General features: G+C 71.6%; 14 protein-coding genes and 1 pseudogene. 7 read left to right on the forward strand and 8 right to left on the reverse strand.

All coding sequences use genetic code 11. From position 1 onward, the window contains the following. Positions 1-2: 2 nt before the first annotated feature. The 4 genes from OIE13_RS13830 to OIE13_RS13845 form a co-directional block, all read right to left on the reverse strand. Complete coding sequence (locus OIE13_RS13830; RefSeq protein ID WP_326639607.1) at positions 3-1,019, reverse strand: FecCD family ABC transporter permease; 1,017 nt, start codon at positions 1,017-1,019, stop codon at positions 3-5. 333 nt (positions 1,020-1,352) lie between these two features. Beyond that, entirely contained in the window at positions 1,353-2,744 is a 1,392-nt protein-coding gene (locus tag OIE13_RS13835; protein ID WP_326639605.1) for a helix-turn-helix transcriptional regulator, read from the reverse strand. A gap of 281 nt (positions 2,745-3,025) precedes the next feature. Further along, on the reverse strand, positions 3,026-4,831 hold the full coding sequence (locus OIE13_RS13840) for a hypothetical protein (protein ID WP_326639603.1): 1,806 nt from the start codon (positions 4,829-4,831) through the stop codon (positions 3,026-3,028). A 1,339-nt stretch (positions 4,832-6,170) separates the two neighbouring features. Beyond that, positions 6,171-7,031, reverse strand: a complete 861-nt coding sequence (locus OIE13_RS13845) for a DUF4132 domain-containing protein (protein WP_326639601.1) — start codon at positions 7,029-7,031, stop codon at positions 6,171-6,173. A 195-nt stretch (positions 7,032-7,226) separates the two neighbouring features. On the opposite strand from OIE13_RS13845, the gene OIE13_RS13850 reads away from it, so the two are divergent. Both OIE13_RS13850 and OIE13_RS13855 read left to right on the forward strand, forming a co-directional pair. Further along, the gene (locus tag OIE13_RS13850) at positions 7,227-7,784 is read left to right on the forward strand and encodes a hypothetical protein (RefSeq protein ID WP_326639599.1); all 558 of its coding nucleotides are present in this window, start codon (positions 7,227-7,229) and stop codon (positions 7,782-7,784) included. Positions 7,785-8,053: 269 nt separating this feature from the next. Continuing rightward, positions 8,054-8,632: an HAD-IA family hydrolase gene (locus OIE13_RS13855; RefSeq protein ID WP_326639598.1), complete on the forward strand. Its 579-nt coding sequence runs from the start codon at positions 8,054-8,056 to the stop codon at positions 8,630-8,632. A gap of 23 nt (positions 8,633-8,655) precedes the next feature. Here OIE13_RS13855 and cydB read toward each other — a convergent pair whose 3' ends face one another. Further along, entirely contained in the window at positions 8,656-9,651 is a 996-nt protein-coding gene (gene cydB, locus OIE13_RS13860) for a cytochrome d ubiquinol oxidase subunit II (protein ID WP_326639596.1), read from the reverse strand. Between the two features lie 21 nt (positions 9,652-9,672). Further along, positions 9,673-11,058: a cytochrome ubiquinol oxidase subunit I gene (locus OIE13_RS13865; RefSeq protein WP_326639595.1), complete on the reverse strand. Its 1,386-nt coding sequence runs from the start codon at positions 11,056-11,058 to the stop codon at positions 9,673-9,675. A gap of 311 nt (positions 11,059-11,369) precedes the next feature. Between OIE13_RS13865 and OIE13_RS13870 the strand changes: the two genes are divergently transcribed. The 4 genes and pseudogenes from OIE13_RS13870 to OIE13_RS13885 all read left to right on the forward strand — a co-directional run. Next, on the forward strand, positions 11,370-12,044 hold the full coding sequence (locus tag OIE13_RS13870) for a pyridoxamine 5'-phosphate oxidase family protein (protein WP_326639593.1): 675 nt from the start codon (positions 11,370-11,372) through the stop codon (positions 12,042-12,044). Positions 12,045-12,055: 11 nt separating this feature from the next. Further along, a complete protein-coding gene (locus tag OIE13_RS13875) occupies positions 12,056-13,063 on the forward strand; it encodes a zinc-binding alcohol dehydrogenase family protein (protein ID WP_326639592.1) in 1,008 nt (335 codons plus the stop codon). Positions 13,064-13,274: 211 nt separating this feature from the next. Continuing rightward, entirely contained in the window at positions 13,275-13,838 is a 564-nt protein-coding gene (locus OIE13_RS13880) for a hypothetical protein (RefSeq protein ID WP_326639591.1), read from the forward strand. Positions 13,839-14,162: 324 nt separating this feature from the next. Next, a pseudogene (locus OIE13_RS13885) lies at positions 14,163-15,119 on the forward strand (RNA polymerase sigma factor); the annotation flags it as partial. A gap of 120 nt (positions 15,120-15,239) precedes the next feature. Here the strand turns inward: OIE13_RS13885 and OIE13_RS13890 are convergent. Beyond that, on the reverse strand, positions 15,240-16,412 hold the full coding sequence (locus tag OIE13_RS13890) for a UDP-N-acetylglucosamine--N-acetylmuramyl-(pentapeptide) pyrophosphoryl-undecaprenol N-acetylglucosamine transferase (RefSeq protein WP_326639590.1): 1,173 nt from the start codon (positions 16,410-16,412) through the stop codon (positions 15,240-15,242). A 217-nt stretch (positions 16,413-16,629) separates the two neighbouring features. Between OIE13_RS13890 and OIE13_RS13895 the strand changes: the two genes are divergently transcribed. Next, positions 16,630-17,844 carry a leucine-rich repeat domain-containing protein gene (locus OIE13_RS13895; protein WP_326639587.1) on the forward strand — a complete coding sequence of 405 codons (1,215 nt, stop codon included), beginning with the start codon at positions 16,630-16,632 and terminating at the stop codon, positions 17,842-17,844. A 153-nt stretch (positions 17,845-17,997) separates the two neighbouring features. On the opposite strand, the gene OIE13_RS13900 is transcribed toward OIE13_RS13895, so the two are convergent. Continuing rightward, complete coding sequence (locus OIE13_RS13900; protein ID WP_326639585.1) at positions 17,998-19,098, reverse strand: winged helix DNA-binding domain-containing protein; 1,101 nt, start codon at positions 19,096-19,098, stop codon at positions 17,998-18,000. Between the last annotated feature and the right edge of the window lie 94 nt (positions 19,099-19,192).

A 19,192-nucleotide genomic window follows, 5' to 3' on the forward strand; every position in this document is an offset into this window, starting at 1 on the left:
GCTCACAGCTGAGGAACCCTTCCACGACGGACCATCAGTGCCAGGAGGGGAGCGCCCAGGAAGGCGGTGACGATGCCCGTCTCCAGCTCACCGGGCGCCGCGACCACGCGACCGACGATGTCCGCGCCGAGCAGCAGCACCGGCGCCAGCAGCAACGAGTACGGCAGCACCCAGCGCTGGTCCGGGCCGACCAGCACCCGGACCACGAAGGGCACCGCCAGCCCGATGAAGGCGATCGGCCCCACCGCCGCCGTCGCGGCACCACACAGCACCACGACCGCCAGCGCCCCGAGCGCGCGGGTCCGGCCCGCGCGTACGCCCAGCGCCTGCCCCGTGTCCTCTCCCAGGGCCAGCGCGTTGAGCGGGCGCGCCAGGCAGAGCGCCAGCACCGTCCCCACCAGCAGGAACGGGCCGAGCTGCGCGAAGACTCCGAGGTCGCGTCCGGACAGCGAGCCCACCTGCCAGAACCGGAAGCCGTTGAAGCCACGCGGGCTGAGCAGCATCACCCCCGCCGTCAGCGAGCTGAACACCGCGTTGATCCCGGCCCCGGCCAGGACCAGCCGCGCGGGGGTGGCACCGGAACGGCCGCGCGCCCCGATCGCGTAGACCAACAGCGCCGCCCCGGCGGCCCCGAGAAACGCCGCCCACACATAGACGAGAACCTCGTCCACCCGGAACAGACCGATCACCGTCACGACCGCCATCGCCGCGCCGCCGTTGACGCCGAGCAGGCCGGGCTCGGCCAGAGGATTACGGGTCAGCGCCTGCATGAGCGCGCCGGCCAGGCCCAGGGCCGCCCCGACGGCCACACCCAGCAGTGTGCGCGGCAGCCGCAACTCCTGAATGATCAGCGCGTTCTCCGAGCCGTCGGGGGTGAACACGCCCAAGAGGACCTGGTTCAACGGGATCTGCTTGGCACCGATCGCGATGCCTGCCAGCACGGTGAGCAGCAGCAGGCCGCCGAGCAGACAGAGACCGGCCAGCCGTCTTTGGACATGGCTCTTTGCGGGGGGAGGCACAGAGATTAAGTTAGCCTAACCTAACAATAATGGCGACGGGCGGCCCTGAGGGCACGCACGAATTCCACCGGCCGAATTCCGCCGCCTACATCGGCATCTTCAAAGTCGTTCAACAATCCGGCATGCCCACCGCAGGGTCTCACCGGCACCTTCGACTGTTCGCCCTCTGCCCGCCGGAGGCGCTCCAGCAGCGCCCCGACAGCGCCCCGACAGTGCTCCGACCAACCCGCCCGGTGTGGCGAATCTCGACACCGAGGGCCGGAACGGGCCGCCACGACCGGCTCCGTCCCCGCTCGTCGCGTCGAGTGGGGAGGGAGCCGGCCCCGCGGGCGATCAGCCGGCCGTCGACCTGTGCGCAGCGCCGAGGTGCGCAGGAATAGCGGGAGTCACCACCTCACGCCATGCCGAACCGGGTGGCGTTTCCATACGCGAGCAGATCCCCACGGTTTCGAGCGCCCTGCGATAGGCGTTCGTCTGCCTCTCCGGCGATCCGGCCCGCCCCCAGAGGTCACCGATCTCGCGCCAGAGCCTGGCCGACTGCCGGTCGGTGAAGGAGGCCGGCGTGGCGACCGGATCGGCGAGCGACTCCTGCGCCAGAGCCAGAGCCGGGCCGCCGTCTTTGGAGCGTGCCAAGGCGAGCTCGGCCAGGACCAGGTACGCCATGGCCGGCACCGTCCCGCGCGCACCGGCGAGCAGGCCAAGAGCGCGGTCCGACAGGTCGGCGGCGGCGTCCACGTCGCCGGAGCGCAGCCGCACGCGGGAGAGCACGATCAGGCTCCGGGCGTGCTCGACCGTCCCCGGTGACAGGCGCGTGAGGACCTCGGCCGCGGAGGCGGCGAACTCGCCCGCCCGGTCAAGGCCGGCGCCCTCGGGGCTCGCAGCGGTGATCCACGCCCAGCACATCGCGCTCCGGACGTAGTCGGAGGCCATCCGCGTGGGCCGACCGACGGCGATGGCGTCCTCCGCGAGCCGCAGGGCGAGCGCGGAGTCCTTCTCCGCCGCGGCCATACCGACCTGCCAGAGGCTGAGAACCTCCGGACCACGGTCGACGGCGTCGGGCATGCCGGACGCCGACAGCACCCGCTCGGCATATGCCAGGTCGATCTCCGTCTCGGCGAGCACCACGGCGAGGTCGAGGGCCAGAGCCCCCTGGTCGAGCCCGAGCCGGACGGCCTGGGCCAGAGCCTCCAACCCGAGATCCCGGGCGCGTAGCATGTCACCGGCTCGGTGATAGCAACGGCAGAGTGCCACGACGAGCGGTAGGTCCGCGAGACGCTCGGGATGCGCCGCGGCCTCGCGGCGAAGCCGCTCGTAGGCCTCGACCGCCTGAGCCGTGTGCCCCTGGGCCTCCAGCGTGCGAGCCTGGCCGAACCTCGCCTGCGCGGCCAGGGCGGCATTGTCGTCACCCGCGGCCCTGACCGCTTCCGCGAAACGATCGGCCGCCACGGCCGGGTCCCCGTGACACAACTCCAGCTCGGCGTGACGCAGGGCGAGCCCGATGTCGACGCGCTGGTGCGGCTCGATCCCGTGGAGCAGGAACTCGATGCCGCAGCCGAGCCGCTCGGCGAGCAGGCGTGTGACGTTCGGGGTGGGATTCCGCTTCCCTGACTCGATGAGCGAGACATAACTGTCGGACAGGTCGGGCCCGGCCAACTGCGCCTGGGACATGTGCCTGCTCAACCGCAATCCGCGGATGCGGTCACCGATGCTTGCTTGACCGGCCATCACCACACCCGTTCCACCGGCGGCACGATGAGATCCACGCCCCACTCCTTACGCACGGTTTATTGTCAATTACAGTAGATCGTACTGCCCTCTGTGGCCAGCATTGTCGCGCTCCAAATAAGATCACGAACAGTTCACGACCCCATCAGGCCCCGACGGTGAGATCGAAGCCGGGCACACGACCACGACGGCCGCGACCCGGCTCTGACAACGCCGTGAGGCCCCGGTACGGGCGAGCGGTCACGGCCACTCCTGACCACTTCCTGGCGCCACCATCGATGTCATCCGGCCGGCTCTCCAAAAGCGCGGCGGACCTGGCCGTCGTGCCAGGACGCCCGGACCAGTGCCCGTTCCGTGGCCGTGAGATGGACGGCGGCGGCGAGCCACGTCCAGGCGTACAGGTCGCCGCCGGGGTCGGCCAGGCGGCCGAACACGTCGCGGGTGCGGCGGTCGGCCTCCGCGGTGAGCACACCGACGAGGTCGGCGGCGGTCTCGAAGCCGGCGCGGCGGAGCCCGGCCCGCTGGGCGAGGGAGTCTCCGCGCGCGGACTCGGCGACCGCCCGCCGCCCGCCGGAGACGGCCAGCTCCACCAGGTGGCGCACCCGCCACAGGGGGGAGGCCGCCACCAGGTCCGTACCGGCCTCGGTCGCCTCCTCCCAGGGGCGGCACTCCTCGCGGGACGGGAGGTATGAGCCTCGCAGGCGGTCGTACCCGAGATCGGCCCGGTCCATCCACTCGGCGGGCAGGCGCAACGTCGGACCGGCTCCGGGAACCGGACCGATCGCGAGCGGGCGCAGGGTGGCGGCCCTGTCGGGGTCCAACCTGCCGACCGCCCGTACCCGCAGCCCCGGCCTGGACGCGAGCTGTCGCAGGTTGGCGACATGGGCCAGATCGGGATGGGAGTCGGCGGGCGCGAGCCGGATCAGCGGTCCCGCCTCCCCCGAGACCACCGGTCCCGGGAGAGGACACGCGGCGCCGGAAGGCCCGGCGGGCGCGGGGAACGATCCGGCTCCACCGTCCTGCTCCTCACGTGGCGGCAGCTCGCGGGCGAGCACCCGGTCTCCCTCGGCGCCGACGATCACCAGATCGCATCCGACCGGCTGTCCCGTTCCTCCGCCGTCCTGCGGATCCTCCCAGGGGTTCCCGGAGAACGTCACGTCGGCGGTCTCGGCGAGCGGCCTGGCGAACAGGGCCGCCAGCGGCGAGGCCGACCAGGACAGACCGGCGACGGGATTGGCCCGTACGCCGCGGCCCGCCCCGAGACGCCCTTCGGGGGAGATCGTCGCACCGGAGATCAGCAGCCCCCCTCTGGCCAGCCGGGCGTGGTCGAGAGCCGCGGCGCCGAGCGCGACCGTGGCGGTGGCGGCACCGCGGGCACGTGCCGATCCCCCGGGCCTGACGTCCGCGACGGAGAACCAGCGGCCGTCCTCGGCGACGAGGTGGGTGACCACCCCTCCATAGCCGGTGGCGCTGATCACCGGTTCCCGGCAGACCCCGTACACCCTCAGTCCCTCGCCCTGCCGGTAGGCACGGCGAGCGGTTCCCACCAGGGCTGGATCGGGGTCGGCCGCGGCGAGCCTGCCCGCGGTCAGCAGGAGCTCCCGGAGCGCGGAGACCAGGTCGGCGAGGCGGTGGCCGTCATGGCGTGCGCGGGCGGCACGCAGGCCGCGCACGACGCGCAGGGCGGCGGCGAGGAACCCGGGCATGCTCAGCCTGCCGTCCGCCATGCCGGACGGGTCGTGCTCGCGCCAGTGCTCGACGTCGCCGTCCCATGTCCAGAACGAGGTTCCGTCCCCGATCAGCCGGCGCCTGCGGGGCACCGCGGTGTCACCCGGGTACAGCACACCGGCGCCCGTGACCCTCCCGCCGCCGGGCAGGGGCAGGGTGACCGTGTCGGCGCCCAGCATCCACCTGTTGTCCGTCCCCTCCAGCATCAGGATCGTGCCCGCCGAGGAGTGCCAGTATCCGCGCAGCTCGTCGCCCGCGCCGTAGGTGTGCCAGTAGACGAGCAACTCGCCGTCGACGTGGTGGAAGCCGGGATCTCCCCAGGTGCCGTCCGGGGCGGGGCGCAGGTCGTGGGTAAGCACGGTCCCTTCCGGGCCGATCACCCTGGCCTGGGAGGGACCCGAGACGATCAGGTTCGGCCAGGCGTCGGCGACCTCGATCCGGTTCAGGTCGTTCGGACCGACGAGGGCGGCGACCGCCTCGTCCCAGGCGGGCCAGCCCAGCTCGTCGAGGAGCCCGCCGCGCAGCGTCCTGGCGAGCTCGGCCGTCGGCGGGACGCTCCTGCTTGGGCACCTCCTCGCCTCCCAGCAGGCCCCCGGTGGCGCCCGACGCCTCCAGCACCTCCAGCCAGAGGGCGGGCATCTCGTCGTCGCCGTTGGCGGGCATCATGGTCAGCAGCGTCCCGCGGATCGCGGGCTCCCTCCGCGCGAGGGCCACCAGGGCGGGGCGATGCGTCTTCCACCAGCCCGGCGGCGCCCCGGAGGTGGCGGGCAGGCCGAGCAGATCCGCCAGGTACGCCTGCTCCTCGGTGTCCGCGTCGCGCCCGGCGGCCCTGGCCAGGCGGCGTAGCTCGGCGGCCATCTGTGCGGACGGCGACAATCCGGCCGCCGTGCGGCGCACGCACAACCGGTGGACCCTGCGCAGGGCCTCGTCGGCCGGCACCCGGCCAGCCAGCTCCTTCGCGTACGCCGACAGGGCCTTGACCGGCAGGGCTCCCGCCAGCGCGAACTCCAGGAACACCGCGGCGAGGCGGTCCTCGTCGACGGGCAGGCCGTGCTCGGTCTCGGCCCTGCGCGCCTGGGTGAACAGCTGCGCCGCATAGGCGGTGTTCTCCACCGAGAGGAACACCCGGCCCGCCTGTTCGAGGAACGTCGGCAGGAAGTGCGGGACGGCCCCGGCCAGCTGCGTTGCGAGCCGCTGGTAGGCGTCGAGGGCGGCCTTCGGCTTGGACTTCGCCTGCCTGCCCGCGCGGTCCAGCTCCGGTACCAGGGCGAGTGCGTGGTGACCGTCCCGCGGGTGATGCACGAGCACCCACTCGGGGAACCCGAGCGAGCGCCGCAGGCCCAGCCCGACGACGACCGGCTCTCCGTCCGGCTCCAGCCCGAGGAAGCGCGCCGCGGCATCCTCCGCGGCGCCCAGTTCCTCGGCGACCAGGCGCACCACCACCCGGTCCTCCAGCCCGGGGTGCCGGTAGGCGCGCGCGGTCAGCGGCACCGCCCGCTCGCCGCCCCCGCTCGTGCCGGACGGCAGAACCGCCCCGGCCTCCAGCAGCTCCCGCGCGGCGGCCACGACTCCCACCCGCTCCGGCTCCCCGGCCCCGTTCTCCGGCCCCGTTCTCCGGCCCGGACGGCTCGAACGGTCCCGCTTCCCGCGGGTCGTGAACCTCGGAGGTACTCGCCGACGCCGCCGACATGGTGTGACTCACGTGTTCGTTCCCTTCTCGACGTCCCGTCCGGCGTACAGCGCCGCGGCCATGCGCATTCCCTCCGACCAGGCCACCGGGCCGACCTCCCGCAGCGGCAGCCGCCTGCCCTCCCGGTCGTGCCAGGTCAGGTTGCCCGTCTTGGTCTCACCGTCCCAGTAGGGCTCTCCGATCCACACCGACGCCTCGGCGCTTCGCCCCGCGTCGCGCACCGCGCAGGTGGCGTAGCCGCCGGAAACGCGGTAGCCGAGCGAGGTCGCGCGGGCGGCGAGGCCGAACCGGGAGGCGAACCTCCCCCCGGCGAACTCCTTCACCTCGCCGGTCTTCTCCCCGGGATCGCCGGGCCTGGCCCAGGTCGCCCGGTGGATCTGCTCGACCCGCTGGATCACGCCCAGCTCCGCGGCGAACTCCCTCAGGTCCTCCAGGTCCGGCAGCAGCACCGGATGCGGCAGGGTCACCGTCTTTGAGGACAGCCGGACGGTCTCGCCGTCCAGATTCACCGACCGCAGCTCACCGGAGGCCGTGACGTCCCACAGGAAACCCACCTCGGCGTCGCCGACCACCACCAGATCGCGCAGCACCGACCGCCACGCCTCGTCCGGCCACAACCGGGCCACCAACTCGGTGGGGACCGGCAGGGATGACACCATCCAGGCGTCCACCCGTGCCACACAGGCGGCCTCGTGCCGGTCGAGCCACTCGGCCAGGCGGCGCAGCCGCTCGACCTCGGGATGCTCGCGCACCTGCTTGGGCAGCGACTTCAGCCGCCGTCCCGCCGCCCGGCCGGCGGTGGCCCTCGCCGCCACCCGGCCCTCCACAAGAGCGACCTCATACCCGTCGCCCGCCGCCAGCCAGCCCAAGGGATCCCGCCTCTCACCACGCACGGATTGCCGACGCCCGCGGGGATTTCCTCACCCGCGACCGTGATGCGCGGAACGTTGACGCCCCTGACCGACAAACCCGTACTCGGCGTCGAGTACGAGACCTGCCGGCCGCGGCGTCCAGCGGTGCGGCCGCGCGTTCCGCGGGCGGCACCCGCTCGATAGGTTGCCGAGATGGCGACGATCCCCGTGAACGGCCACGCGCCGCGGATAGCGGCTTGGCTGCGCGCCCGCCCCGCGCGGGCGGGGCGCACCCGCGTCCTGGCCGTCGAGGGGCGGTCGGGGTCGGGTAAGTCCACCCTCGCCACCGCCGTGGCCGCGGAACTGGCCGCTCCCGTCGTACGGATGGACGACCTCTACCCGGGGTGGGACGGCCTGCTGGGCGGGGTCGACGCGCTGGCCGAGTGGGTCCTGCGGCCGCTGAGCCTGGACCGGCCCGCGCGGTGGCGACGCTACGACTGGGGGGAGGGCGCCTACGCCGAGTGGCACGAGGTTCCGGGCACCGGGACCCTGGTCGTCGACGGCGCCGGCTCCGGCGCCCTCGCCGCCGCGCCGTACCTGAGCGGCCTGCTCTGGCTGGAGGCGGCGGACGAGGTGCGCAGGACCCGCGCGCTGGGGCGCGACGGCGATCTCTACGCCCCGCACTGGGAGCGCTGGGCGTCCCAGGAGGAGGATTTTCACGCCCGCGACGACGTCCGTGCCCGCGCCGATCTGACGATCGTCACCGGCTGAGGTGCCAGGCCGCCGAACGGCGGACGGGCGGGACGGTGGCGATGCCCTCGGTCTCGATGACAGGCCGGGACGGACGGTATGCACACTGATGTGATATTCCTCGGGGAAGGCCGCCCGGCAACCCCGGGCTCCAGGGCGCGCGTTCGCGACCACCCTTGAGGAGCCTGTCGAGAAATCCGATCCTGTCGGGCCTGGAGGGCCCCTCCAACCCGGCGCGGCGGGCAGGCTGTAGATGCGCGACCCATACCGCCCCATAGCAAGGAGAGCCTGTGACCACGTGGATGCTGCTTGACTACGGCGAGGTCATCTCCATGCCGCAGCCCGCCGAGGAGGTAGCGGTCATGGCGGAGCTCTCCGGCCAGGATCTCGCGACCTTCCGTGACCGCTACTGGCGCCACCGCGACGCCTACGACCTCGGCCAGGCCCCCCACTCGTACTGGAGCGAGGTCGTAGGCCGAAGGCTCGACGACGGCGATCCCCTCGTGGCCAGGCTCGACGCGGCCGACACCGCGAGCTGGTCCCACCTCGACCCCGAGACCCTGCGCGTGATCGAGGGGTTCGCCGGGAGCCACCGGCTCGCCCTGCTCTCCAACGCCCCCGAGTCGCTGGCGGCGGCCATCGACGACGCCCCGTGGTCCGCGGCGTTCGCCCATCGCTTCTACAGCTGCCGCCTGGCCCTGGCCAAGCCGGACGCCGCCATCTTCGAACGGGTCCTGCACCGGCTCGACGCCGCCCCCGGTGACGTCACCTTCCTCGACGACCGGGCGGTCAACGTCCGTGCCGCGGCGGCGCTCGGTATCAACGCCGTCCTTCACCCGGCTCGGCCGTCCTCCTGGCACGAGGGCTGACGGATCCGGGTTCGTCGCAGACGTCACGCCGCGCGGGCGTCTCCGTGGTCGGTGCGGGTCAGCCGGCGGCGGAACACCCAGTAGGTCCAGCCCTGGTAGGCGAGGACCAGCGGGGTGAAGACGACGGCGACCCACGTCATCACCGTGAGCGTGTACGGGGTGGAGGCGGCGTTGTCGACGTTCAGGCTGTTGGCCGGGTCCAGCGCGGGCATCACGTCGGGCCAGAGGTTACCGAAGAGGGTGACCGTGACGGCGATGACGGCGACCGCGTTGGCGGTGAAGGCCCAGCCGTCGCGGCCGCGCAGGGTGGCGAGCAGCGCGCCTGCGATCCCGGCGGCGGCCAGCGCCGCGCTCGCCCAGGTGGCGGGCCTGCCGTTCATGAGCTGGGTGGCGGTCAGGAAGGCTCCGCCCACGACCAGCGTGGCCACGGCGAGCCTCTTCGCCATGACGGCCGAGCGGGCGCGCAGGTCGCCATCGGTGCGCAGCGTCAGGAAGAGCGCGCCGTGCAGCACGAACAGCGAGAGCGTGGCCAGGCCGCCCAGCAGCGCGTACGGGTTGAGCAGGGTGAGCAGCGTCCCGGTGTACTCGTGGTCGGCGTCCAGCGGGACGCCCCGGACGATGTTGGCGAAGGCCACACCCCACAGGAAGGCGGGGAGCAGCGATCCGATGAACAGCGTACGGTCCCAGCCTCGGGAGCTGTCGCTCTTGTTGCGGTACTCGATGGCCACGCCGCGCAGGATGAGCGCGACGAGGATGAGGAACAGCGGCAGGTAGAAGCCGCTGAACAGGGTCGCGTACCACTCGGGGAAGGCGGCGAACGTCGCGCCTCCGGCGACCAGCAGCCAGACCTCGTTGCCGTCCCAGACCGGCCCGATGGTGGCCAGGACGGTCCTGCGGTCGGCCTCGTCCCTGCCCAGCAGCGGCAGCAGGACGCCGACCCCGAAGTCGAATCCCTCCAGGACGAAGTAGCCGGTCCACAACACGGCGATGAGCACGAACCAGACGGTGGTGAGTTCCATGGGGGTTCCTTGGTGGGTGCCTCAGTAGGAGAGCGCGGGGACGGCGTCGGCGGGTTTCTCGCCGGCTTCGTCCTCGGGACCGAGGCGGATGAACTTGAGGAGCAGCCGGACCTCGATCGCCGCGAGCACGGCGTACAGCAGGGTGAAACCGACCAGCGTGATCGCGACCTCGGTGATGTCGACGCCGGGTGAGACGGCGGCCGCGGTACGCATGAGCCCGAAGACGGTCCAGGGCTGGCGGCCCATCTCGGTGAAGATCCACCCCAGCGAGTTGGCCAGGAAGGGCAGGGCGATGCCGGCGATGGCGATCCGGTGGAACCACGGGCCGGCCGGGAGCCTGCGGCGCCGGGTGAGCCAGAGCCCGGCCAGGGCCGGCAGCGCGGCCAGCGCGCCGAAGCCGATCATCAGCCGGAAGGACCAGTAGGCGAGACCGACCACCGGCCGGTAGTCGCCGGGACCGTAGATGGCCTCGTAGCGGGCCTGGATGTCGTTGATCCCTTCCACCCGGCCGTCCAGCGTGTTGGTGGACAACAGGCTGAGCCCGTAGGGGACCTGTAGGTTGATGTGGTTTCGGCCGTTCTGGACGTCGCCGACGGCGAACAGCGAGAAGCCGGCGGAGGTCTCGTCCTCCCACAGCGCCTCGGCGGCGGCCATCTTCATCGGCTGCTGCTCGGTCATGATCTGCGCCTGCCAGTGCCCGGAGGCGGCCACCCCGACCGAGGCGACCAGGGTGACGGCCATGGCCACCCGCGCCGAGACGCGGAAGAGCTCCACGTGCCTCTTTCTGAGCAGCTGCCAGGCGCTCACCCCGGCGACGAACGTCCCGGCGGCGATGAACGCGCCGAACAGCACGTGCGGGAAGGTGACCAGGGTGGTGGAGTTGGTGAGCACCGCCCAGATATCGGTGAGCTCCGCGCGGCCGGTCTGCGGGTTGAGGCGGTAGCCGACCGGGTGCTGCATCCAGGAGTTGGCGGCGAGGATGAAGTAGGCCGACAGGTTGGTGCCGATCGCGGCGATCCAGATCGTGGCCAGGTGGACCCTGGGTGACAGCCTCTCCCAGCCGAAGATCCACAGTCCGAGGAAGGTGGACTCCAGGAAGAAGGCCATCAGTCCCTCCATCGCCAGCGGCGCGCCGAACACGTCACCGACGAAGCGAGAGTAGTCACTCCAGTTCATCCCGAACTGGAACTCCTGCACGATGCCGGTGACCACCCCCATCGCGAAGTTGATCAAGAATAGGCGTCCCCAGAACTTCGTCATCCGCAGGTAGGTGGGATTTCCCGTACGGTGCCAGGCGGTCTGGAATCCCGCAACGAGCACCGACAGGCCGATCGTCAGCGGCACGAACAGGAAGTGGTAGACCGTCGTAATCCCGAACTGCCAGCGCGACAGGTCCAAGACGTCCATTGATGCTCCGTCTCACGAGTGATATCTCGGCAAGAATCCCGATTCGGGAGGGTTACCGCGTAGGGCCGCCGGGCCCTGATCGCAAGGACCTTGGTCCCGTCGTCCCCGTACCGGTGACTTACGGCCCTCCCCGCGGAAGCTCACCGACGGCGGCGAGGTTTCCGCAGGTGATGACCACCGCTATGGCCTCGGGCCGCGACGGGTTAGGGGCGCGCGAGGGCGGGGAGGCCTCAGGTGATGCCGATCGGGGGCGCGGAGCCGGAGGAGCCCCGGACTCGCAGCGACATCGATCTTCTCAGTGGGAGAAACCCATGACCGGACGCATATCGGCGCCGGGCGACCTTGGCCGCCGGATCGCCAGACGACGCGAGGATCTCGGCCTCAGCCGGGAGGAGCTGGCGAGGCGGGCCGGAATCGATCCCGGTTATCTCGCCTACCTGGAGGAGTCCGTGGCCTCACCGAACACCGGCACTGTGAACCGCGTGGCCACCGCCCTGGACACCAGGCCCGAGGAACTGCTGGGCAGGTACACCGACCTGCCGCCCGGCCACGGCCGGGCGACAGGTCACACCGAGCTGGAGAAGCTCGACCGGGACGAGTGCCTGCGGCTCATCACCCCCGGCGGGGTGGGCAGGATCGCCTTCGAGGAGGCCGAGGGTCCGGTGATCCTGCCGGTCAACTACGCCCTGTACGGCAACTCGGTGATCTTCCGCACCGCCTTCGGCGGCCCGCTCGACGCCCCCCTGCGCACCGAGGTTCAGGGGGCCGAGTCCAAGGTCGCCTTCGAGGTCGACCGGATCGACGACGCCTGCCAGGAGGGCTGGAGCGTGCTGGTGCGCGGCGGGATCCACCGCGTCTCCTCCGAGGAGGACCGGGCCGCCCTGGCGGCGCTGGGCGTCCGGCCGTGGGCGGGAGGCGAACGGGAGCTGTACGTGCGGATCGCCGCCACCGAGGTCACCGGCCGACGCATCCGGCGCGGCGTGTGATCCCCGAGGAGATGGACGCCTGGGTCGTCGCCCACCCCGGGCCGATCCGCTCGCATCCCCTGCGGAGGGTCCGCGTTCCGGTTCCCGCCCCCGGGCCCGGTGAGGTGCTGGTCCGCGTCGAGGCCTGCGCGGTCTGCCGGACCGACCTGCACCTTGCCGAGGGCGATCTCCGGCCGCGCCGTCCGAGGATCACACCCGGTCACGAGGCTGTGGGCCGGGTGGTGGCCGCCGGCCCCGACGCCGGGCGGCTGTCGCCGGGCACCCGGGTGGGCGCGGCCTGGCTCCGCTCGACCTGCGGTCACTGCCGCTACTGCCTGCGGGGCTCGGAGAACCTCTGCCCCCACTCGGCCTACACCGGCTGGGACGCCGACGGCGGCTACGCCGAATACCTGACCGTCCCCGAGGACTTCGCCTACCCGCTTCCGCAGGAGACGCCGGCGGAGAAGCTGGCACCGCTGCTGTGCGCGGGGATCATCGGCTACCGCGCCCTGCTCCGCAGCGACCTTCCCTCCGGCGGGCGCCTGGGCATCTACGGCTTCGGCGCCTCCGCACACCTGACCGCGCAGATCGCCATCGCCCAGGGCGCGACGGTGCACGTGCTGACCCGCTCGGCCAGAGCCCGGGAACTGGCCATGACGCTTGGCGCGGCCTCGGCGGGCGACGCCGCGGACGCCCCGCCCGAGCCATTGGACTCGGCGATCCTGTTCGCCCCGGTGGGCGAGCTGGTACCGGTCGCACTGGCCGCGCTGGACCGGGGCGGAACCCTCGCGGTGGCGGGCATCCATCTCAGTGACATCCCGCCTCTGACCTACCGGCGCCACCTGTTCCAGGAGCGCACCCTGCGCAGCGTCACCGCCAACACCCGGGCCGACGGCCGGGCCTACCTGGAACTCACCGCGCTCCACCCGCCCCGGGTGACCACGCTGCCCTACCCTCTGGCCGAGGCCGACCGGGCCCTGGCCGATCTGGCCGCCGACCGCGTCGAAGGCGCCGCCGTCCTGACGCTCTCCTCCCCCTGACCGGATCCCGGCGAAGGTGAGGTCACGCCCGAATCCACCTGGAACGATCCAGGGTTTCACCTCCCCGTGACCACCGCCAGGGCATGCGGTACGGGCACCCCAAGCAGTCTCTTGCTCGCCAAAGGTTCCGACATCTTCGCAAAACCGGCGAAAAGACGCAGCAAATACGAATTATTTTGACCTGCCACCGAGGATTGGCCATATTTACGCAATGATCAATCTACGCCCCCTCGCCGGAGCGATCCTCACATCCGTTCTGCTGACCGGCTACGCCGCCGCCCCCGCGACCGCCTCGACCGCCTCGACCGCCTCGACCGCCTCGACCGCCTCGACCGCCTCGACCGCCTCGACCGCGAAGACCATCACGGTCTCCACCACTGAGGCGGCGGCACGACCGAGTAACGGAAAGATCCTCTACTCCCGCTACAGCCCCGGACAGGGCACCCTGAAGGTCAAGAACGGCAACCGGACGGATGCCGTCATCACCCTGGTCCGCGGCAGGTCCAAGGCGCTCAGCGTCTACGTCCGCGCACGGTCCACCGCCACCGTCAGGGTGGTCAGGGACGGCACCTACACCATCTTCTACACCTCCGGCTACAGGTTCAGCACCTCCAGCGGCAGGTTCACCCGCAACCCCTCCTACCAGCGCTTCGACAACCGGCTGAGGTTCGTCACGACCTCCAGCAGCTCGACCATCTGGACCCTCACCCTCACCCCCAGCAGGGGTGGCAACGCCCGCACCCGCGGCGTCTCCCCCGGCGACTTCCCGGCCTGATCCCGCGGGGCCTCGCCCCCCCGACCACCATCGCGACACCCGCAGCGTCACCGAAGGGCGGCCGGGGCGCCTTCCCACCCGGAAAGGCGGTCCGGCCGCCCACTCGGCGGCAGAACCCGACGACCGCCCCCATGAGAGCCCCGGCGGCGAAGGATCTCCGCTCCCGGCGAAGAACACGACGGCGAGCCAGGCGCCGCAGCACACCTTCGCGGGACGTACCTTGAACTGCACGGGTTGTTGTATCTGACCAGACCCGGGGAAGGTGTGAACGCCATGGAAGCCGCCACCGTGGAAGGCACCGTTGAGGAAGAAGACGAGATCGTCCTGACCGACGACGACGAGATGCCCGCAGCCCTGGAGGCGAGCGTCGGAGCGAGCACCGACCCGGTCAAGGACTATCTCAAACAGATCGGCAGGATTCCCCTGCTCAACGCCGAGCAGGAGGTCGAGCTCGCCAGGCGCATCGAGGCCGGCCTGTTCGCCACCGAACGGCTCAACGACAGCGACCGGCTCCAGCCCGACGTGCGCGCGGAGCTCGAATGGCTCGCCGAGGACGGCCACCGCGCCAAGAACCACCTTCTGGAGGCGAACCTGCGCCTGGTGGTGTCGCTGGCCAAGCGCCACACCGGCCGGGGCATGCTGTTCCTGGACCTGATCCAGGAGGGCAACCTGGGATTGATCCGCGCCGTGGAGAAGTTCGACTACACCAAGGGGTTCAAGTTCTCCACATACGCCACCTGGTGGATCAAGCAGGCGATCACCCGGGCACTCGCCGACCAGGCCCGCACCATCCGCATCCCCGTGCACATGGTCGAAGTGATCAACAAGCTGGCGCGCGTGCACCGGCAGATGACGACGGACCTGGGCCGCGAGCCCACCCCCGAGGAACTGGCCGTGGAGCTGGAGATGACCCCGGAGCGGGTCGTCGAGGTCCAGGGGTACGGTCGAGAGCCGATCTCCCTGCACAGCCCGCTGGGCACCGAGGGCGACAGCGAGTTCGGCGACCTCATCGAGGACTCCGAGGCGATCACCCCCGAGGACGCGGTGGCCGCCGCGCTGCTCCAGGAACAGCTGCACACGATCCTGGAGGCACTGTCGGAGCGTGAGGCCGGGGTGGTGGCGATGCGGTTCGGGCTCGGCGACGGACGGCCGAAGACCCTGGAGGAGATCGGCCGCGCCTACGGGGTCACCCGCGAGCGCATCCGGCAGATCGAGTCCAAGACCATGACGAAGCTGCGCCACCCCTCGCGTTCACGTGCCCTGCGCGACTACCTGACCTGACCGAACGAGCTCCACGGCCGCTCCCGCCCCTCCGAGGTCTTCGCCCGGCGCATCGCCGCTGACGGGGCCGCGCCGTGGACGGACTCGACGGGAATGTCCAGCGGCCGCGGCCCCGCCGGTTCAGCCGGCCCTGCCGTCCGCTCTCGCCTCCTCCAGAAGCACCAGGGCCAGGGCGTCGGCGGCGTCGACACGGCCGAGGGAGCCGGCGGCGCCGGCCATGGCGGCGCGGGCGCCCGGGTCCCGCAGGAGCGCGTCCAGCTCGGCCAGGAGCGCCTCGGCGGTGGGACCGTTCTCCAGGAGGGCCCGGGCGGCGCCCGCCTCGGCGAGGTAACGGGCGTTCTGACGCTGCTCGTCGGCCGCGGAGGGCACCAGAGGAATGAGGACGGACGCCTTGCCGACGGCGGTCAACTCGGCGACGGTGCCCGCGCCGCTGCGGGAGACCACGACGTCGGCGGCGGCGAACACGTCGGCCAGCTCCGCACCGACGTACGGCACGGGATGGTAACGATCGCGCAGCCGCTCGGGGAGCCCTGCGGCGGTACGGGTGAGCTGACCGATCCAGTCGGGGCCGCACTGGTGGAGCACCTGCGCCCGGGCGAGCAGCTCGGGCAGGATCGTCTCGACCATGGTGTTGATCTGGCGACTTCCCTGCGCGCCGCCGGTCACGTAGACCACGGGCAGGTCGGGTGAGAGCCCGAAGTGACGCCGCCCCGCGTCGACGTTGCCGCGCAACAGGTGGGGACGGACCGGGTTGCCGGTGACGACGGCCCGGTCGCGCACCCCGGGGGGCAGGTGCTCGATCGAGGAGGGGTGGGTCAGCGCGATCCGCCGGGCGAAGCGCGACAGGATGCGGTTGGCCAGCCCCAACGAGGTGATCTGCTCGTGCATGACCAGCGGGCGGCCGAGCACCCGGGAGGCGACGCCCAGCGGCACGCAGACGTACCCGCCGGTCGACAGCACCACGTCGGGGCGGTAGCGGGCGGCGATACCGAAGGCCTGGAGCACGCCGACGGGGATCCGGAACATGTCCGCGAGGTTGGTGGCCAGCTCACGCGGGTTGGGCGAGCGTCTGAGCTTCCCGGCCTTGATGGCCCGGAACGGGATGCCGTGCTCCGCCGCGATGCGGGCCTCCAGGCCGGTCGCCGTACCGACCCAGAGCACGTCCAGGTCGATCCCCCGCGCGCCGGCGTGGTCGCGCAGGGCCGCGACGGTGGTCAGCGCGGGGTAGGTGTGGCCACCGGTTCCGCCTCCGGTGACGAGCAACCGCAGGGTCCGGTGATTTCCGGCCTCCATATGTCTATCCATCCTTCCGATGTCACGATGATTCGTGTTCGCGAGGCGCACCGGAGTTCTCCGGGACCCCGGGCACGGTACCCGAGGTCCCGGCGAAGATCCATTTTGCCCTTCGCCGCCGGGTGGTCGCGCCCGGTGGTTTCTCCGACACGCCCGGCATCCGGGAGCGTCGCTCGAACGGCGCGCGGCATTCGTTGCGGTGAGTACCGTATGCGACATGGATTTGACGGAAGAGCATTTCTCCGAGGCGTCGGAGCGTCTTGGTGAGGCGCTGGCGGTGCTCCGACAGCGGGCCGGGGCCGGCTCGGAGGCGCTGGACTATTTCGGCGACGTCGCCGAAGAGCTGCATCCGATCGGATCCTGGCTACGGAGACCGGCCCAGGCCGGAGAGTGGCCGCACCACATCATGCCCCCCGTCTACGGCCTGCTGTTCGCTCAGGCGTGGTCGCTGACCTTTCCCGGCGAGGCACCTTCGGTCTTCCCCGACGGCACGGAGCGGACCGAGTCCGGGTGGACCGTGCACCGGGCCACCATCTGGTTCGGCGACACCTACGTTCCCGGGTGGCTGGATGTGAAGGCGCCGCTGATCGTGATCGGTTCACTGGTGGTGGAGGGACTCCTCGACGACGGCGACGTCTCGGAGAGCTACCTCGCGGTGACCGGCGACCTGCGGGCCCGCGCGATCCACAGCGCGGCGGACCACCTGGTACTCGGCACCGTCGCCGCGGGAGTGATCTTCTGTTCGGGCAACGACGGGTCCCTCGTCGCGGGCGGGGACATCGTGGCGGACCTGTTCGTGCCCGCCGAACACGCCTACGAGCACTACGGCCTGCTGCGGGCCGGGGTCGTCGGCGCCGGTGACCGCGCCGACATCGTGGCCGAGCGGCTGGCGCCGTGGCTGCCCTCGGGCTACGTCCGCCTCGGCGGGCCGGGCGAGCCGGTGGACCGCTGGCGTGTCCTGCAGGAGGCCGCCGCCGGGCGGTCACCGGTGCTCGCCCAGCCCCGGCCGGTGATACTCCCGCCTCCGGCGCTCCTGCTCTCGGCCCTCGCCGCACCGGCCGGGGTGACGGAGCTCGACCTGTCCGGCAACCGCCTGCACCGCGTCCCCGAGAACATCTCGGCCCTCACCTCGCTGACCCGCCTGGACCTGGAGCACACACCGCTGACCGGCCTGGACGGCATCGAGGGCCTGCGCACGCTGGAGCACCTGTCGATCAGGAACACACCCGTGCGATCGCTGGCCCCGCTCCAGGCGCTGAAGGGCCTCCGCCATCTCGACGTCTCCTATTGCGAGGACGTCCAGGACTGGGCCGTCCTCCTCGACCTGCCCTCGCTCGACACGCTCGTCGCACACGGCTGCGCCCTTCCCGCGCACGTACGCGCGCAGCTGGTCGCCAGGCTCGGCGACCGAATCATCGGCCAGGGGCTATGAGCTGCTGGTCGTCTCGTCAGCGTTCATCAGTTTTCCTGTGGATTCCTCTGCCCGGCGGGCTACGGCATGCCCCACAACCACTCAGAGGTTCCCCTGCCGTGCATGTCCGGGCTCCGCACCGGAGGGCGGCGAAACCTCACGGAAGCGGCGCGGTCAGGCTTCGCGAAAGCGGACGGCGCGAGATGACGCCTCAGGGGCGACGAAGTCGAGCAGGCGAGCTCCCTCCACCTCCAGCGCCGCCCGCTCCCCCTCACTCACCTGCGCGAACAGCTCCACCTCCAGGACCGCCCCGTCCCGCTTCCCCGTCACCTTCCAGATGCCCCGTACGAAGCCGTCGACCAGCACCGTCGCCTTGATGATGCCGTTGACCGTGAAGATCCGCCCCCGATACTCCTCCTCCGTGATCCGGGTCCTGGTCCGCGGGGCGAACGACAGCAGCATGTTGTCGAACTCCGACAGGTAGCGCACCGGGGCAGGGGTCTCGGCACCCGGACGCGGCGCCTCGGGCAGGTCGAACAGCTCCGCACCGTCCTCGGTCGCGAAGTTCCGCAGCCCCATCCCGCGGACGACCTCCCCCAGGCGGGTCATGCCCGACCACTGCTGGACGTCCATCACGGTGGCGGGACCGTAGGCGGCGAGGTAGCGGCGGATCACCTCCTCGGCGGAGGGCCGCTCGTCCTGAGGCCGGCCCAGCCATGCCTCCGCGGTGGTGTGGGTGGCCTGGCCGCCCACACCCCAGATGCCTCTCGGCGGGACCTGTACCAACGCCAGTGTGTTGCGCACCCCGGCGGCCAGAGCCTCGGCGGGGGAATCCGGCCACCGCTCCCGCAGCGCCGCCCCGAGCTCGCGGAAGGTCAGCGGACGTTCCTCCACCAGCTTGCGCCCGACGACGGCGAGCTCGTCCAGGTCCACACCGGCCAGACCCTTGCCGTGCGTACCCCGCAGACCCCGCGCCAGCAGCGGTCCCAGCATCGGGCGAAGCGCCAGGCAGTCGTCGGCGGTGACCAGATGGATGGTGGAGCGCATCAGCGCCAGCCTCACCACCAGGCGCTCGTTGATCAGCCGGGCGAGGTCGTCGTGGGTGAACCCGGCCAGGCGGGCCCAGAGCCCGATGTAGGGAGGGTTGGGGGCCTGTGCCTGCATGCCGTACAGGCGCCGGACCGCCTCCAGCGCGGGCAACTCGGCGCGGGCCAGCAGCAACTGCCGCCCCAGAGTGGCCCGGTTGAGCGCGCGCCGGCTGAGCACCTCGGGCATGCGTGTCCTCTCATCGCGAGTCGCGGCGTCACGGTCTCACCCTTGAGCCACGTCAAGTTACCAAAACGAAATAATTCATTCCATATTGCTCTCA

This window comes from Streptosporangium sp. NBC_01810, from assembly GCF_035917355.1.
Classification (GTDB): domain Bacteria; phylum Actinomycetota; class Actinomycetes; order Streptosporangiales; family Streptosporangiaceae; genus Streptosporangium.

Excerpts from the sequence above, each read along its gene's own strand:
- OIE13_RS13865 (WP_326639595.1), bottom strand. The coding sequence starts at position 11,058 with ATGGACGTCTTGGACCTGTCGCGCTGGCAGTTCGGGATTACGACGGTC.
- cydB (WP_326639596.1), bottom strand. The coding sequence starts at position 9,651 with ATGGAACTCACCACCGTCTGGTTCGTGCTCATCGCCGTGTTGTGGACC.
- OIE13_RS13880 (WP_326639591.1), top strand. The coding sequence starts at position 13,275 with ATGATCAATCTACGCCCCCTCGCCGGAGCGATCCTCACATCCGTTCTG.
- OIE13_RS13895 (WP_326639587.1), top strand. The coding sequence starts at position 16,630 with ATGGATTTGACGGAAGAGCATTTCTCCGAGGCGTCGGAGCGTCTTGGT.
- OIE13_RS13875 (WP_326639592.1), top strand. The coding sequence starts at position 12,056 with ATGGACGCCTGGGTCGTCGCCCACCCCGGGCCGATCCGCTCGCATCCC.
- OIE13_RS13900 (WP_326639585.1), bottom strand. The coding sequence starts at position 19,098 with ATGCCCGAGGTGCTCAGCCGGCGCGCGCTCAACCGGGCCACTCTGGGG.
- OIE13_RS13890 (WP_326639590.1), bottom strand. The coding sequence starts at position 16,412 with ATGGAGGCCGGAAATCACCGGACCCTGCGGTTGCTCGTCACCGGAGGC.
- OIE13_RS13850 (WP_326639599.1), top strand. The coding sequence starts at position 7,227 with ATGGCGACGATCCCCGTGAACGGCCACGCGCCGCGGATAGCGGCTTGG.
- OIE13_RS13870 (WP_326639593.1), top strand. The coding sequence starts at position 11,370 with ATGACCGGACGCATATCGGCGCCGGGCGACCTTGGCCGCCGGATCGCC.
- OIE13_RS13835 (WP_326639605.1), bottom strand. The coding sequence starts at position 2,744 with ATGGCCGGTCAAGCAAGCATCGGTGACCGCATCCGCGGATTGCGGTTG.